We start from the raw sequence: 15,274 nt of genomic DNA, 5'->3' as shown, positions 1-15,274 counted from the left end.
TTAGCCAAGACCCTCCAGCGCCGGAACAAGGTCACCGGTCTGCACTACGCCCATCCGACGGGTCGCCCTGGTCAGGGCCACATAAAGATCGTTGAGCCCGCGCGGCGACTCGGCGACGACCTCGTCCGGCGCGATCAGCACCACGGAGTCGAACTCGAGGCCCTTCGCCCGGTCCACCGCCATCACCGACACCCGGTCCCCCGCCTCGCCGAGCGTCTCGGAGACGGAAGCGACCCGGGAGGCCGGGCACAGCACGGCGACCGTCCCACCGTCCACAGCGGACAGTTCGGCGTCGACGATCCCCGGCAGTCCGGTGCCGAGCTCCGACGGCTCCACGGAACGCAGCCAAGGCTCGAAACCCGTCTCCCGCACCGAAACCGGCGCTTCGAGCTCCGGGTTGACGTCGGCGAGCACGCGGGACGCGACGGCCATGATCTCGGCCGGGGTCCGGTAGTTCACCGTCAGTTCTTCGAGCCGCCAGCGGTCGGCGACGTAGGGCGAGAGCACCTCGCCCCAGGATCGCGCGCCACCGGAAGCGCCGGTCTGCGCGACGTCACCGACCAGCGTCATCGACCGGTTCGGGGAGCGGCGCATCAGCAGCCGCCAGTCCATCGCGGTCAGTTCCTGCGCCTCGTCGACGATCACGTGCCCGAAGGTCCAGGTCCGGTCCTGCGCGGCCCGTTGCGCCGCGGTCATCTCGCTGCGGCGCTGCTGACGTTCGGCGAACAGCTCGGCGTCGAGCACGTCGCCCACGCGCAGCAGCTCCTCGTCGATGATCTCCTCGTCCTGTTCGAGGATGTCGAGCACGCCTTCCGCGTAGGCACGGTCTTCCCGCTCGCGCCGCGCGCGCTCGGCGCGGGCGTCGGTGTCGTCCTCACCGAGCAGCTCGGCGAGTTCGTCGAGCAGCGGGACGTCGGCCGGGCTCCACGGCGTGTCCGTCGGGCTGTAGAGATGCTCACGATCGGTTTCGGACAAGGCTTTCCCGGCCGCGACGCGCAACCGTTCGCGGTCGGCGAACAGCTCGTCGAGCACGATCTCGGGGGTGAGCGTCGGCCACAGCCCGTCGATCGCGGCGGCCACGTTCTTGTCGGCGGCGACCTCGGCCCGGATGTCCTGGACGTCCCGCGCGTCGAGCAGGTCCTCCCCCAGTTTCCGGGCGGCCTGACGGGTCAGCGCGTCGAGGAGGTCCGAGACGAAGATCCGCCGGGCGAGGTTGTGCGGACGGCGCGAGCGACGGGCCCGCGTCCGCGCCTCGGTGCAGGTCTTGCGGTCGAGCATCAGGATCTCACGCTCGAACTCGATCTCCAGCACCGGTTGCGGCACCCGCTGACGGTCGCGGACGGCGTTGGCCAGCACGTCGGCCATCACCGCTCGGCCCTTGACCTCGGCGGCCTCACGCGTGACCGCGCCGGTGGCGTCCAGACCCGGGTACAGCTGCCCGATCGTCGCCAGCAGCACGCCGGTCTCGCCGAGCGACGGCAGGACCTGCCCGATGTAGCGGAGGAACGTGCTGTTCGGCCCGACCACGAGCACGCCGCGCGTGGTGAGCTGCTGCCGGTGCGTGTAGAGCAGATACGCGGCGCGGTGCAGCGCGACCGCGGTCTTGCCGGTGCCCGGCCCGCCCTGGACCACGAGCACGCCGTTGGGCGTCGCACGGATGATGCGGTCCTGCTCGGCCTGGATGGTGGCGACGATGTCGCTCATCTCACCGGTGCGACGGCGTTCGAGCGCGGCCAGCAGCGCCGCCTCCCCCGCGAGACCGAGGTCCTGCCCCTGGTCCGCGGCGGAGAGGTCGAGGATCTCGTCGTCGACGCCGACGACCTTCCGGCTCAGCGACCGGATGTGCCGCCTCCGGCGGACACCCTCGGGGGAAGCGGCGGTCGCCAGATAGAACGGCCGCGCGACCGGCGCGCGCCAGTCGACGAGCAGCGGGCGGTAGTCGTCATCCTCGTCGAAGAGCCCGAGCCGCCCGATGTAGGTGGTCTCCTCCGTGTGTTCGGGGAGGAAGTCGAGGCGGCCGAAGCACAGGCCCTGCTCGACGGAGCTCAACTGGGCCAGCCTGTCGGTGTACAGCGTCGTGGCGACGTCGCGTTCGGTGCGCGCCTGCGGGGTGCCGCCGGTCTGGCGCAGGGTCTGGTCGAGCCTGCGCTGCGCGTCCGCGCGTTCGACGTCGAGTTTGCGGTAAAGGGTGGTGACGTACTCCTGCTCGAGCGCGACGTCCTGCTCGAGCGCGTCGAGTTCCCGGTCCGGGGACACGGACAAAAGCAGCCTGCTTTCGAGAGGTGGGACAGGGGCCGAAAGGGTTACAACGGCGCCTGCCATCATCTCATTCCCTCGCGGTCACCCGGACCAGGAGGAAGGCCCCGAGGGACAGACCGGTGGCGACGCTCGCCCACACGACATTTTCGTGGAGCAGCGCGGCGAAGGTGGCCGCGACGCCCGCGATGGACTGCGCGACGAACCCGCACAGCGCGACGGCGTAGGCGCCCTGTCCGGGGACCTCGCTCACCGCGACGGCCATGCTGCTCGGGAAGAGCGCGGCCTGACCGAAGGTGATTCCGCAATACAACGCGATGAACGTCACGAGCGCGGCCGTGAGCGGGATCGCGGGCACCAGCCACAAGGCGATCGTCAGCGCACCGGCGCCGGTCATGACCAGCGCGCCCGCCCGCATCAGCCACGGCGAACCCTTGCGGCCCGCCAGCCGGTTGACCAGCAACGCGCCGCCGAAGTAGGCCAGCCCGAACAGGAGGCCGAGGCTGCCGTACTGGTCCACGCTCAGCCCGAAGTGCTGCTGGAAGACGAACGGCGCGACCTCCTGGAGGAGCACGATCGTCGCGAAGCCGAGCCCCGCCGCGATCGTCGGCCGCAGGAACGCCGGGACGCTGAGGATCCGGAGGTAGATCCGGAGCATGCCCGTCTTCTCCTCGCGGCCCCGGCCAAGCGGAATCGTGAGTGTGCCGATGACGCAGAGCCCACCCGCCGCCGTCAGCACGACGAACCCGCCCCGCCACCCGCCGATCAGCCCGCCGACGAACTGCCCGCCGCCGAGCGCGGTGACGAACGCGATGGACAGCACTGAAAGCCGTTTGGCGAGCGCGTCGCCGCCGCCGAGGTCCCGGACGGCGATGCGGGCGATGATGGCCGCACCTCCGGCACCGATCCCTTGCAGGGAACGGAGAACGAGTAGCCACGCCGGTGAGGTGTTCACGATGAGGACCGCGCTGGAGAGAACGAACAGGCCCACCGCGCTGAGCATCGCGGCACGCCTTCCGAGCCGGTCGGCCGCGCGGCCCCAGAGCACCACCGGCGCCGCGGCGCCGACGACGAAGAGGGAGACCGAGAGCGCCGCGAAGCCGCGCGACACCGCGAAGTCGCGCTCGATCATCGGGAGGGAGGGGAGGTAGATCGTCGTCGCCATCTGCGCGGTGAAGACGACCAGGCAGGCGACCGCCATGGTCCTGCGCTCGGCTCGGACCGCGGCCGGGCGCTCGGTTGTACTCGTCACTCCGCCGGACGGTACCGACGGGTAGGCGGGCCGGGTAGCGCGCTCCAGCAGGTGGGAAGCCGGGTCCGAACGTCCCGAAGGGCCCCTTCAGGACGTTCATCGTCTCAAAGGGGACCTTCGGGACAAGCGGGCCGCACTTACAAGATCAGAAAGGCAGGCCGATGACCGGCAGGCCGATGGCCGAGTCGACGGCCAGCGCGACGAACACGATCATCAGGTACGTGTTCGACCGGTGGAACAACGACATCGGCTTGGTCTCCTCGCCGCGCCGCACCGCCGCGTTCAGGCTGTGCGCGTAGAAGAGGAACCAGCCCCCGGCCAGGATCGCGAACGTCGTGTAGATCCAGCTCGTCACCGGGACCAGCAGCAGCGTCCAGGCGACCATCACCCACGAGTAGATGACGATCTGCCGTGCCACGTGCTGCGGGGTGGCGACCACCGGCAGCATCGGCACGCCGGCGCGCTCGTAGTCGTCGCGGTACTTCATGCCCAGCGCCCAGGTGTGCGGCGGGGTCCAGAAGAAGATGACGCCGAACATCACGAACGCGGGCCACTCGACGGTGCCGGTGACGGCCGCCCAGCCGATGATGACCGGCATGCAGCCCGCCGCACCGCCCCAGACCACGTTCTGTGACGTACGCCGCTTCAGCACCAGCGTGTAGACGAAGATGTAGAAGAGGATCGTCGCGACGGCGAGGATCGCCGACAGCAGGTTCACCGTGAAATAGAGCACGATGACCGACAGGACGCCGAGCGCGAGACCGAAGACGAGCGCGCCGCGCCGGGGCACCGATTCCTTCACCAGCGGGCGGCGCTTGGTGCGGTTCATCACCTTGTCGATATCCGCGTCGATGACGCAGTTCAAGGCGTTGGCGCTGCCGGCGGCCATGGTGCCGCCCACGAGCGTCGCGAGCACCAGCCACGGCGACGGGATTTCCCTGCCTGCCAGGAACATCGCGGGAATCGTGGTGACGAGGAGTAGCTCGATCACCCTGGGCTTCGCGAGGGCGGCGTACGCGCCGACGACCTGGCGGATTGTTCGCCGGCCACCGTGCGGTCGTTCACCGGTCGGATGTACGGCGCTGGTGCTGTCACTGCGTCCGTGCGCAGCGTTCACCAACGACATTTCACTCCCTGCGTCAGTTTTCGGGCCGGGTCCACCAGGCTTCCGGGTGATGTGGCGGCCCCGGATCCGGAGTGTTCTGAACCCTTCCCCGATGTTAGACGTGCTGTTTCCAGAGGGTGATCGCGGGTCCTCGACCGGTCGAACCATTAGGCTGGCCGCGGTAGCTCGCGGCGTGCCCCTGCGAACGGCCCGGACCAGGAATATCGTCCCTTCCGGATCGATTGAGATTAGTAGCGGTACACGTGGGTTACCCACGAGGGAAGAGAAGCCACAACCTGATGACGGGGAGTTCGAGTTCAGTGTCCGAAACCGCCTCTACCAGCGAGAAGAACCCACTCCTCCGGCGCAACGTGCCCGCCGACTGGACCGAGAACGACACGCGGGCCGTCGACACCGTTCGGGTGCTCGCCGCGGACGCGGTCGAGAACTGCGGCAGCGGTCACCCCGGCACCGCGATGAGCCTGGCGCCGCTCGCGTACACGCTTTTCCAGCGGACGCTGCGTCATGACCCGGCGGACCCCGAGTGGCCCGCGCGTGACCGCTTCGTCCTCTCCGCCGGTCACTCGAGCCTCACCCTCTACATCCAGCTGTACCTCGCCGGGTTCGGCCTGGAGCTGGAAGACCTGAAGCAGCTCCGCAAGTGGGACTCGAAGACCCCGGGTCACCCGGAGTACCGCCACACCAAGGGCGTCGAGACCACCACCGGCCCGCTCGGGCAGGGCCTGGCCAACGCGGTCGGCATGGCGATGGCGGCCCGCCGCGAGCGTGGCCTGCTGGACCCGGACGCCCCTCAGGGCGAGAGCATCTTCGACCACTACGTCTACGTCGTCGCCTCCGACGGTGACATCGAAGAGGGCGTCACCGCCGAGGCCTCCTCGATCGCCGGCCGCCAGGAACTGGGCAATCTCATCGTCTTCTGGGACGACAACGAGATCTCGATCGAGGACGACACCAAGATCGCGCTGTCCGAGGACGTCGTGAAGCGCTACGAGGCCTACGGGTGGCACACCCAGGTCGTCGAGGGTGGCGAGGACGTCGTCGCGATCGAAGAGGCCATCAAGGCCGCGAAGGCCGAGACCGAGCGCCCGTCGTTCATCGCGCTGAAGACCGTCATCGGGTACCCGGCGCCGAAGAAGATGGGCACCGGCAAGGCCCACGGTGCCGCGCTCGGTGCCGAAGAGGTCGCCGCGGTCAAGGAGATCCTCGGCTTCGATCCCGCGCAGAACTTCCAGGTCGACGACGAGGTCATCGCGCACACCCGACAGGCCGTCGACCGCGGCAAGACCGCCCGCGCCGAATGGCAGGAGAAGTTCGAGGCGTGGGGCGCCGCCAACCCGGAGCGCAAGAAGATCGCGGACCGGATGTCGACCCGCACGCTGCCCGAGGGTTTCGCGGACAACCTGCCGACGTGGGAGCCGGACGCCAAGGGCATCGCGACCCGCAAGGCCTCCGGTGAGGTGCTCAACGCGCTCGCCGAGCCGCTTCCCGAGCTGTGGGGCGGTTCCGCGGACCTCGCGGAGAGCAACAACACCACCATGAAGGGGGCCGACTCGTTCGGCCCGGAGAAGGCTTCCACCGAAATGTGGAAGACCAGCCCGTACGGCCGGACGCTGCACTTCGGCATCCGCGAGCACGCGATGGGCTCGATCCTCAACGGCATCGCGCTGCACGGCGGCACCCGCCCCTACGGCGCGACGTTCCTGATCTTCTCCGACTACATGCGCCCGCCCGTGCGGCTGGCCGCGCTGATGAAGGCGCCGGTCACCTACGTGTGGACGCACGACTCGATCGGCCTGGGCGAGGACGGCCCGACCCACCAGCCGATCGAGCAGCTCTCCGCCCTGCGCGCCATCCCCGGCCTCAACGTCGTCCGCCCGGCGGACGCCAACGAGACCGCGTACGCGTGGAAGGCCGTCCTGGAGGACGTCCACCACCCGTCGGGCCTCGCGCTGACCCGGCAGAACGTGCCGGTGCTGGAGGGCACCAGCGCCGAAGGCGTCAAGCGGGGCGGTTACGTCCTCGCCGAAGCGTCCAACGGCAACCCCGAGGTCGTGCTGATCGCGACCGGCTCCGAGGTCCAGCTGGCCGTCGAGGCCCGCAAGACCCTCGAAGCCGACGGCATCCCGGCGAGCGTCGTCTCGATGCCGTGTGTCGAGTGGTTCGACGCGCAGGACAAGTCCTACAAGGACTCCGTCCTCCCGCCGTCGGTCAAGGCACGCGTCTCCGTCGAAGCCGGTATCGCCCAGTCGTGGCACCGCTTCACCGGTGACGCCGGGGAGAACGTTTCGATCGAGCACTTCGGTGCTTCGGCCGACGCCGCCACGCTGTTCCGCGAGTTCGGTTTCACCGCGGAAGCCGTCGTCGACGCCGCCCGTCGCTCGATCGCCAACACCAAGAACTGAACTGAAGGGGAAAGCATGAGCAACGACAAGCTCGCTCAGCTGTCCGAGGCCGGAGTGTCGATCTGGCTCGACGACCTGTCCCGTGAGCGCCTGAACACCGGCAACCTCGCCGACCTGATCCGCGACAAGCACGTCGTGGGCGTGACCACCAACCCGACGATCTTCGCCAACGCGATGTCGAAGGGCGAGGCGTACGACGAGCAGACCAAGGAGCTCGCCGCCCGCGGCGCCGACGTCGAGGCCACCATCCGCGAGCTGACCACCACCGACGTGCGCAACGCCGCGGACCTGTTCCGCGACGTCTACACCGCCACGAACGGGGTCGATGGCCGGGTGTCCATCGAGGTGGATCCGCGGCTGGCCAAGGACTCCGACAAGACGGTGGCCGAGGCGCAGGACCTGTGGAAGACCGTGGACCGGCCGAACGTGCTGATCAAGATCCCGGCCACCGAAGAGGGTCTCCCGGCGATCACCAAGACCCTGGCCGAGGGCATCAGCGTCAACGTCACGCTGATCTTCTCGGCCGAGCGGTACCGGGCGGTCATCGAGGCCTACTTCGCCGGGCTGGAGCAGGCCAAGGCCAACGGCCACGACCTCAAGGGCATCCACTCGGTCGCGTCGTTCTTCGTGTCCCGTGTGGACACCGAGATCGACAAGCGCCTCGACGCCATCGGCACCGAGGCCGCCATCGCGCTGCGCGGTGAGGCCGCCATCGCCAACGCGCGTCTCGCGTACGCGGCGTTCGAGGAGCTCTTCGCCTCGGACCGCTGGAAGGCGCTCGCGGAGGCAGGCGCGAACGCGCAGCGTCCGCTGTGGGCCTCCACCGGCGTGAAGGACCCGCAGTACTCCGACACCCGCTACGTGGACCAGCTCGTCGTCAAGGACACGGTCAACACGATGCCGGAGAAGACCCTCGACGCCGCGGGCGACCACGCCGAGATCACCGGTGACACGGTGACCGGCAAGGGTCCCGACGCGCAGATCGTCTTCGACAAGCTGCGTGTGGTCGGCATCGACATCGACGACGTCTTCAAGGTCCTCGAGGACGAGGGCGTCGAGAAGTTCGAGAAGTCCTGGGTGGAGCTTCTCGAGACCGTCACCGGGCAGCTCGAAAAGGCAAAGGACTGATCTGGACCATGGCAGGGGAAACGACAGGCGTCGACATCGTCGACGCCGCCCTGGCCGGCGAAGCCGCTCCGTTCGCGGAGCGGCTCGTCGCCGACCAGGTCGCATCGAAACTGGCGTCCCAGGACGCCACACTGTGGGGTCCCGAAGCCGAGTCCGAAGCGTCGATCCGTCTCTCGTGGACGACGCTGCACAAGTCCTCGCGGCCGTTGATCGGCGAGATCGAGGCACTGCGGACCGACCTGCGTTCCGAGGGCGTCGACCGCGTCGTCCTCGCGGGCATGGGCGGTTCGTCGCTGGCCCCCGAGGTCATCACCGCGACGGACGGCGTCGCGCTGACCGTCCTCGACACCACCGACCCGGGCCAGGTCGCCGACGCGCTCGCCGGTGACCTGGAGCGCACGGTCATCGTGGTGTCGTCGAAGTCCGGCGGCACCGTCGAGACCGACAGCCACCGGCGGATCTTCGCGAAGGCCTTCGCCGACGCGGGAATCAACGCGGCCCGGCGGATCGTGGTCGTCACCGACCCCGGCTCGCCGTTCGCGGAACTGTCCGAAAAGGAGGGTTACCGCAAGGTCTTCCTCGCCGACCCGAACGTCGGCGGCCGCTACTCGGCGCTGACCGCGTTCGGGCTCGTCCCGGCCGGTCTCGCCGGCGCGGACGTCGCCCGTCTGCTCGACCAGGCCGCTGCCGTCGCGGGCAACCTCGCCGACGACGTCATCGACAACCCAGCGATCAAGCTCGCTTCGGCGTGGGTCGCGGCACATGAGCGCGGCGCCGAGAAGGTCGTCATCGGTGACACGGGTTCCTACATCAAGGGCTTCGCCGACTGGGCGGAGCAGCTGATCGCCGAGTCCACCGGCAAGCAGGGCACCGGGCTCCTCCCCGTCGCCGTCGAGGGCCCGGACTCCCCCGGGTTCGCCGACGCCAAGGCCGACGCCACCCCGGTGGCGGTCGGCCCCGCGGAAGGCGCCGCGAAGATATCCGTGACCGGGCCGCTCGGCGCGCAGTTCCTGCTGTGGGAATTCGCCACCGCACTCGCCGGACGGCTGCTCGGGATCAACCCGTTCGACCAGCCCGACGTCGAGGCCGCGAAGAAGGCCGCCCGTTCCCTGCTCGACAACCCGGACGCGCTCAAGGGCGGCGAGAAGCCGTCCACTGTGGACGGCGCGGTCGAGGTGTTCGGCTCGGCGGGCGTGGCCACCGACGGAAAGCTCGCGGACATTCTGCGGGCTTTCTTCGATTCCGCCCCGGAGAACGGCTACATCGCGGTGCAGGCGTACCTAGACCGGCTCGATGACGCGTCGACCGCGGTCCTGCGCGGTGAGATCGCCAAGCGCACCGGCCGCCAGACCACCTTCGGGTGGGGGCCGCGGTTCCTGCACTCGACCGGGCAGTACCACAAGGGCGGGCACCAGAACGGTGTCTTCCTGCAGATCACCGGCGCCGTCGAAGAAGATCTCGACGTGCCGGACCGGCCGTACACGCTCGGTGTGCTCCAGCACGCGCAGGCACTCGGCGACGGCCAGGTGCTCGCGGAGCACGGTCGTCCGGTGCTGCGCCTGCACCTCACCGACCGGGCCGCCGGCCTGGCCGAACTGGTCCGCGCGGTACAGGAGGCCGGCGAGTGACACGTGCCTGGAACAACCCGCTGCGCGATCCGCGCGACAAGCGGCTGCCGCGGATCGCCGGGCCCTCCAGCCTGGTGATCTTCGGGGTCACCGGTGACCTCGCCCGCAAGAAGCTGATGCCGGCGATCTACGACCTCGCCCACCGCGGGCTGCTGCCCGCCGGGTTCTCGCTGGTCGGTTTCGCCCGCCGGGACTGGGAGCACCAGGACTTCGGCGAGCTCGTGCACGACTCGGTCAAGGAGCACGCGCGGACGCCGTTCAAGGAGTCGGTGTGGAACCGGCTCGCCGAAGGCATCCGGTTCGTCCAGGGCACCTTCGACGACGACGACGCCTTCGACCGGCTCGCGCAGACGGTCAAGGATCTCGACGCCGAGCGTGGCACCGGTGGCAACACCGCGTTCTACCTGTCGATCCCGCCGAGCGCGTTCCCGGTGGTGACCAAGCAGCTCGCCCGCTCCGGCCTCGCCGAGGCGAGTGAGGACACCTGGCGCCGCGTCGTCATCGAGAAGCCCTTCGGCCGCGACCTCAAGAGCGCCAAGGAGCTCAACGGGATCGTGAACGACGTCTTCCCCGAGGAGTCGGTGTTCCGCATCGACCACTACCTCGGCAAGGAGACGGTGCAGAACCTGCTGGCCCTGCGCTTCGCGAACCAGCTGTTCGAGCCGATCTGGAACGCCAACTACGTCGACCACGTGCAGATCACCATGGCCGAGGACATCGGCCTCGGCGGCCGCGCCGGGTACTACGACGGTATCGGCGCCGCACGCGACGTCATCCAGAACCACCTGTTGCAGCTCCTCGCGCTGACCGCGATGGAGGAGCCGGTCTCATTCGCTCCGCGCGCTCTCCGCGCGGAGAAGGTCAAGGTGCTCTCGGCGACCAAGCCGCTGGCACCGTTCGACGAGACCACCGCGCGCGGACAGTACGCGGGCGGCTGGCAGGGCGGTATGAAGGTGCCGGGCCTGCTGCAGGAAGGCGGTTTCGCGAAGGACTCGACGACCGAGACCTACGCCGCGGTGACGCTGGAGGTGCAGAACCGCCGCTGGGCGGGGGTGCCGTTCTACCTGCGCACCGGCAAGCGGCTGGGCCGCCGGGTCACCGAGATCGCCGTGGTGTTCAAACGGGCGCCGCATCTGCCGTTCGACTCCACTTCGACCGAGGAACTGGGCCAGAACGCGCTGGTGATCCGGGTGCAGCCCGACGAGGGCATCACGCTGAGGTTCGGGTCGAAGGTGCCGGGGACCACGATGGAGGTCCGCGACGTCACCATGGACTTCGGCTACGGGCACGCGTTCACCGAGTCGTCCCCGGAGGCCTACGAACGGCTCATCCTGGACGTGCTGCTCGGCGAACCGTCGCTGTTCCCGGTGAACGAAGAGGTCGAACTGTCCTGGGAGATCCTGGACCCGATCCTCGACCACTGGGCGAAGAAGGGCGCGCCCGAGGCGTACCCGCCCGGCTCGTGGGGACCGCCGTCCGCGGACGAAATGCTGGAACGTACCGGCCGGAACTGGAGGCGTCCGTGATCATCGACCTGCCGTCGACCACGACGTCGCAGCTGAACAAGAAGCTCGTCGAGATCCGCGAACAGGGCGGGCAGGTGGCGCTCGGCCGCGTGCTGACGCTGGTCATCGTGGCGGACGACGACGACAAACTCGAAGAGGCGATCGAAGCTGCCAACGAAGCCAGCCGGGAACACCCCTCGCGGGTGATCGTGGTGGCCAAGGGCGCGCGAACCGCCGCGCCGCGGATCGACGGCCAGATCCGGGTCGGCGGCGACGCCGGCGCGAGCGAGGTCATCGTCCTGCGGCTCTACGGTCCGCTGGCCTCGCAGGGCCAGAGCGCGGTCGTGCCGCTGCTGCTGCCGGACGCGCCGATCGTCACCTGGTGGCCGGGTACCGGTCCGAAGGCCCCGGCCAAGGATCCGCTCGGTGAGCTGGCACAACGCCGGATCACCGACTCGGCGGCGGAAAAGGCGCCCATAAGAGCACTCACCACGCGGGCGAAGTCCTATGTGGAGGGTGACACCGACCTGGCGTGGACCCGGCTGACCAGCTGGCGCGCGCAGCTGGTGTCCGCTTTGGACCTTCCGCCGCATGAGAAGGTCACCGGCGCGACGGTGACCGGTGAGGCCGACTCGCCGTCGACCGAACTGCTCGCAGGCTGGCTGGCCGAGTACCTCAAGGTTCCGGTGAAGCGGGTCAAGAGCAGCGGCGCCGCCGGCATCATCTCGGTGACGCTGGACCGGCGTTCCGGCGCGGTGGAACTGCACCGGCCGGACGGCCGGGTCGGCACGCTGACCCAGCCGGGCCAGCCGACGCGCCGCATCGCCCTGCAGCGGCGGAACAACAAGGACTGCCTGATCGAGGAGCTGCGGCGGCTCGACCCGGACGAGGTCTACGAGGCTTCGCTCCACGGGCTCTCCAAGATCTCGTCGGGCACGGCGGCCAAGGCCGTTCCGGCGAAGAAGGCGGCTCCGGCGGCGAAGAAGGCGCCCGCCAAGACCGGGAAGAGCACCTCATGAGCAAGACCGAGGTCGTCGTCTACGAGAACCCGGACCTCCTGGCCGCCGCCGCGGCGGCCAGGCTGGTCACCCGGATCGTCGACGTCCAGGCCGCCAAGGGCTCCGCTTCGGTGGTTCTCACCGGCGGCGGCACCGGGATCGCGATCCTGCGCGAACTGCGCGACTCCAGTGCCCGTGACGCCATCGACTGGTCACGTCTGGACCTCTACTGGGGCGACGAGCGCTTCGTCCCGGCGGACTCGGACGACCGCAACGAGAAGCAGGCCCGCGAGGCGCTGCTCGACCACGTCCCGCTCGACCCGAAGCGGGTGCACGCCATGGCACCCTCGGACGGCGAGTTCGGCGATGACGTCGACGCGGCGGCCGCGGCCTACGCGGAGGTCCTGGCGGCCAACGACGCGGCGTTCGACATCATGCTGCTGGGCCTCGGCGGTGAAGGGCACACCGCCTCGATCTTCCCCGAGAGCCCGGCGGTGTACGAGAAGGAGCGTTCGGTCGTCGCGGTGCGGGACTGCCCGAAGCCGCCGCCGACCCGGATCTCGCTGACCCTGCCCGCGATCCGTCGCGCGCAGGACATCTGGCTGGTCACCGGCGGCGACGCCAAGGCGGACGCCGTCGCGCAGGCGCTGGCCGGTGCGGGCGAGGTCCAGATCCCGGTGGCGGGAGTCCGCGGCAGCCGTCGCACGCTCTGGCTGCTGGACCGGGGTTCCGCCTCGAAACTGACGAAGGTCTACGAGACTCCGTCAGCCTGACGCTTTGCGCGTGAAGGCCCCCTTCCCTCGGCCGAGGGAAGGGGGCCTTCACGCGCTTCAGGGAGCCTCTGGCGAGGTCCCCAAGTCGTAACTCGCGTGCTTGGAGACGTAACTCGCGTGATCAGAGGCGTAACTCGGTTGTACGGCTTCAATCACGTGAGTTACGTCTTCGATCACGCGAGTTACGGGTCTGATCACGACCCAACGTGGGTTCAGCGGTGACACCCCCATGGCGGAAGTCCCGGAAGGTCTCTCTTCCCTACTCTGAAGGTCGGGAACGACGCGCGGCAGGGTCACCGCGCGGCCACGAAACGTGACGTAGATCAACTTCCGGCGGCCTCGGCATCAGAGACGGTCCGTTCGCGCGTCGGAACGATCAACGGACCACCGAGCCCGGGTGGTCCGGTCCGCGCCTTGACCGACCGAACGTTCATGCACTTGTCCGCAGAACGGACAGTGACCGGACAGTCGCTAGCCCGACTGGGGGAAACTTACCGCCCTTGCACATCCACCCGTTAGCATCCGCACATTTGTTCGTTCCTGCGCGTCCCGATCGGGCGAAGAACACGTCTCACCATTCAAGTCCACAAGACGAGTGAGGTCGCCAGCGATGAGCACAGAGGGTCTCTCGATGCCAGGTATCTCGGTGGGCGGCTCCGGAGCGGACGCCGCCGACCGGATGCGCCGTGCCGCCGGGGTCATGTCGTTCGCCAAGATCAAACGTCCGGCGCTGGTCGCGCTGGGCGTCGATACGCTCGCGATCTTCCTGGCCGCGCTCGATGTCTGGCTGGTGATCCCCGAGAAGGCCCAGCCGTACTCCATCTACCTCTCCGGCGCCGCGTGCCTCGGTCTCGCGTTCCGCCGCAAGCTGCCGTTCCTCGCGGTGATCGTCACCGTCCCCGGCTTCCTGGCGGGCTGGTCCCAGCTGGCCGCGATGATCGCGCTCGGCTTCCTCGCCACCCGCAAGCAGATGCACTGGCAGACCTGGACCGGGTTCGCCCTCGTCTTCACCTGCCGGTTCGTCCAATGGCCGCTGGCCGACTTCGTCGAGCTCAGCTGGCGCGAACACGTTCTGGACGGGATCTACGGCGTCATCGTCGCCGGGATGCCGGTGGCCATCGGCCTGCTCATCGGAGCGCGGACCGAGATCTCGCAGAAGCTCTCCGAACTCGCCGCCAGCCGTGACCGCGAGCGCCGCTTCCACGCCGACGCCGTCCGCGCGGAGGAACGCGCCCGGCTCGCCCGGGAGATGCACGACGTCGTTTCGCACCAGATCACGCTGATCGCGATGCAGGCCGGCGCGCTCCAGGCGCAGACCACCGACGCCCGTTCGCTCGAAACCGCGCAGGTCATCCGGAAACTGAGCACCAAAACACTCGAGGAACTGCGGTCACTCGTGAGTGTGCTGCGCTCGGGCTCAGAAGACGACGGACCGCGGCCGGGGATCAACGAACTCGACCGGCTGATCCGCGGCTCGGACGTCCCGGTGCACCTCACCGTCGAGCGGATCCCTGATCTCCTGCCAAGCCAGGTTTCGGCGGCGGCCTACCGGACCGTGCAGGAATGCCTGACCAACGTGCACAAGCACGCGCCCGGCGCCACCGCGACCATCCGGATCCAGGGTGAGCACGGTTCCCTCAAGGTCGAAATACGCAACGAGCGCGCCCGGACAGCCGGTGCGGCCCTGCCCTCGGGAGGGCACGGGCTGACCGGACTGGCCGAACGCGCTCGACTGCTGGGTGGGAGCTTCGAGACCGCCGACACCGAGGACGGCGGGTTCCGGGTGCGTGCCCGGTACCCGCTCGACCGGTGACCAGCGGCTAGATCTCCCGGCGCTGGCGCAACCGCTCCAGCGCCTCGGCGAGAATGGCCTCGCCGTCGGCGTCGGAACGCCGTTCCTTCACGTACGCGAGGTGAGTCTTGTAAGGCTCGGTCCGCGGCGCGGCAGGAGGGTTCTTCTCGTCCTGTCCGCCGGGCAGCCCGCAGCGCGGGCAGTCCCACTCGTCGGGAATCTCGGCGTCCATCGAGAACGAGGGCTGTGCCTCGTGCCCGTTGGCGCACCAGTAGGAAATGCGGCGCCGTGGCGCCGACTCACCCCGTTCCGATTCGCCCGAAGGTCCGGCACCCACACGGGTGCCCCGAATCGCGTTACCGCCAACCATGAATCCTCACACCTATAGGGATCGGCGGCGCGCCCCCCATAGGC

At 69.2% G+C, this 15,274-nt stretch carries 11 protein-coding genes; 7 read left to right on the top strand and 4 right to left on the bottom strand.

What is annotated here, in order from left to right:
• From ACLJO0_RS14930 to ACLJO0_RS14920, 3 genes are all read right to left on the bottom strand, one after another.
• Positions 1-2,256: a HelD family protein gene (locus ACLJO0_RS14930; protein WP_410579311.1), complete on the bottom strand. Its 2,256-nt coding sequence runs from the start codon at positions 2,254-2,256 to the stop codon at positions 1-3.
• Positions 2,257-2,326: 70 nt separating this feature from the next.
• Entirely contained in the window at positions 2,327-3,508 is a 1,182-nt protein-coding gene (locus ACLJO0_RS14925; protein ID WP_410579122.1) for an MFS transporter, read from the bottom strand.
• A gap of 145 nt (positions 3,509-3,653) precedes the next feature.
• Positions 3,654-4,634: a heme o synthase gene (locus tag ACLJO0_RS14920; RefSeq protein WP_410579121.1), complete on the bottom strand. Its 981-nt coding sequence runs from the start codon at positions 4,632-4,634 to the stop codon at positions 3,654-3,656.
• A 299-nt stretch (positions 4,635-4,933) separates the two neighbouring features.
• On the opposite strand from ACLJO0_RS14920, the gene tkt reads away from it, so the two are divergent.
• The 7 genes from tkt to ACLJO0_RS14885 all read left to right on the top strand — a co-directional run bounded on the left by tkt (position 4,934) and on the right by ACLJO0_RS14885 (position 14,881).
• A complete protein-coding gene (tkt, locus tag ACLJO0_RS14915; RefSeq protein ID WP_410579120.1) occupies positions 4,934-7,036 on the top strand; it encodes a transketolase in 2,103 nt (700 codons plus the stop codon).
• 15 nt (positions 7,037-7,051) lie between these two features.
• Positions 7,052-8,164 (top strand): transaldolase, encoded by a 1,113-nt coding sequence (gene tal / locus ACLJO0_RS14910; protein ID WP_410579119.1) that lies wholly within the window; start codon positions 7,052-7,054, stop codon positions 8,162-8,164.
• 8 nt (positions 8,165-8,172) lie between these two features.
• Positions 8,173-9,792, top strand: a complete 1,620-nt coding sequence (locus tag ACLJO0_RS14905; RefSeq protein ID WP_410579118.1) for a glucose-6-phosphate isomerase — start codon at positions 8,173-8,175, stop codon at positions 9,790-9,792.
• A complete protein-coding gene (gene zwf, locus ACLJO0_RS14900; protein WP_125674953.1) occupies positions 9,789-11,318 on the top strand; it encodes a glucose-6-phosphate dehydrogenase in 1,530 nt (509 codons plus the stop codon). The genes ACLJO0_RS14905 and zwf overlap by 4 nt, the downstream gene beginning before the upstream one ends.
• Positions 11,315-12,316: a glucose-6-phosphate dehydrogenase assembly protein OpcA gene (gene opcA, locus ACLJO0_RS14895; RefSeq protein WP_410579117.1), complete on the top strand. Its 1,002-nt coding sequence runs from the start codon at positions 11,315-11,317 to the stop codon at positions 12,314-12,316. Before zwf ends, opcA begins: the two co-directional genes overlap by 4 nt.
• On the top strand, positions 12,313-13,068 hold the full coding sequence (gene pgl / locus ACLJO0_RS14890) for a 6-phosphogluconolactonase (protein ID WP_410579116.1): 756 nt from the start codon (positions 12,313-12,315) through the stop codon (positions 13,066-13,068). The genes opcA and pgl overlap by 4 nt, the downstream gene beginning before the upstream one ends.
• 610 nt (positions 13,069-13,678) lie before the next feature.
• Positions 13,679-14,881, top strand: a complete 1,203-nt coding sequence (locus ACLJO0_RS14885) for a sensor histidine kinase (RefSeq protein ID WP_199748962.1) — start codon at positions 13,679-13,681, stop codon at positions 14,879-14,881.
• Positions 14,882-14,888: 7 nt separating this feature from the next.
• Here the strand turns inward: ACLJO0_RS14885 and ACLJO0_RS14880 are convergent, their stop codons facing one another.
• Entirely contained in the window at positions 14,889-15,230 is a 342-nt protein-coding gene (locus ACLJO0_RS14880) for an RNA polymerase-binding protein RbpA (protein ID WP_034311760.1), read from the bottom strand.
• Positions 15,231-15,274: the final 44 nt, after the last annotated feature.

Source organism: Amycolatopsis sp. lyj-108 (assembly GCF_046549005.1).
In the GTDB taxonomy this organism is placed as follows: domain Bacteria; phylum Actinomycetota; class Actinomycetes; order Mycobacteriales; family Pseudonocardiaceae; genus Amycolatopsis.
The sequence above is the reverse complement of the archived record's forward strand: the minus strand, read 5'-3'. Positions and strand labels throughout refer to the sequence as shown.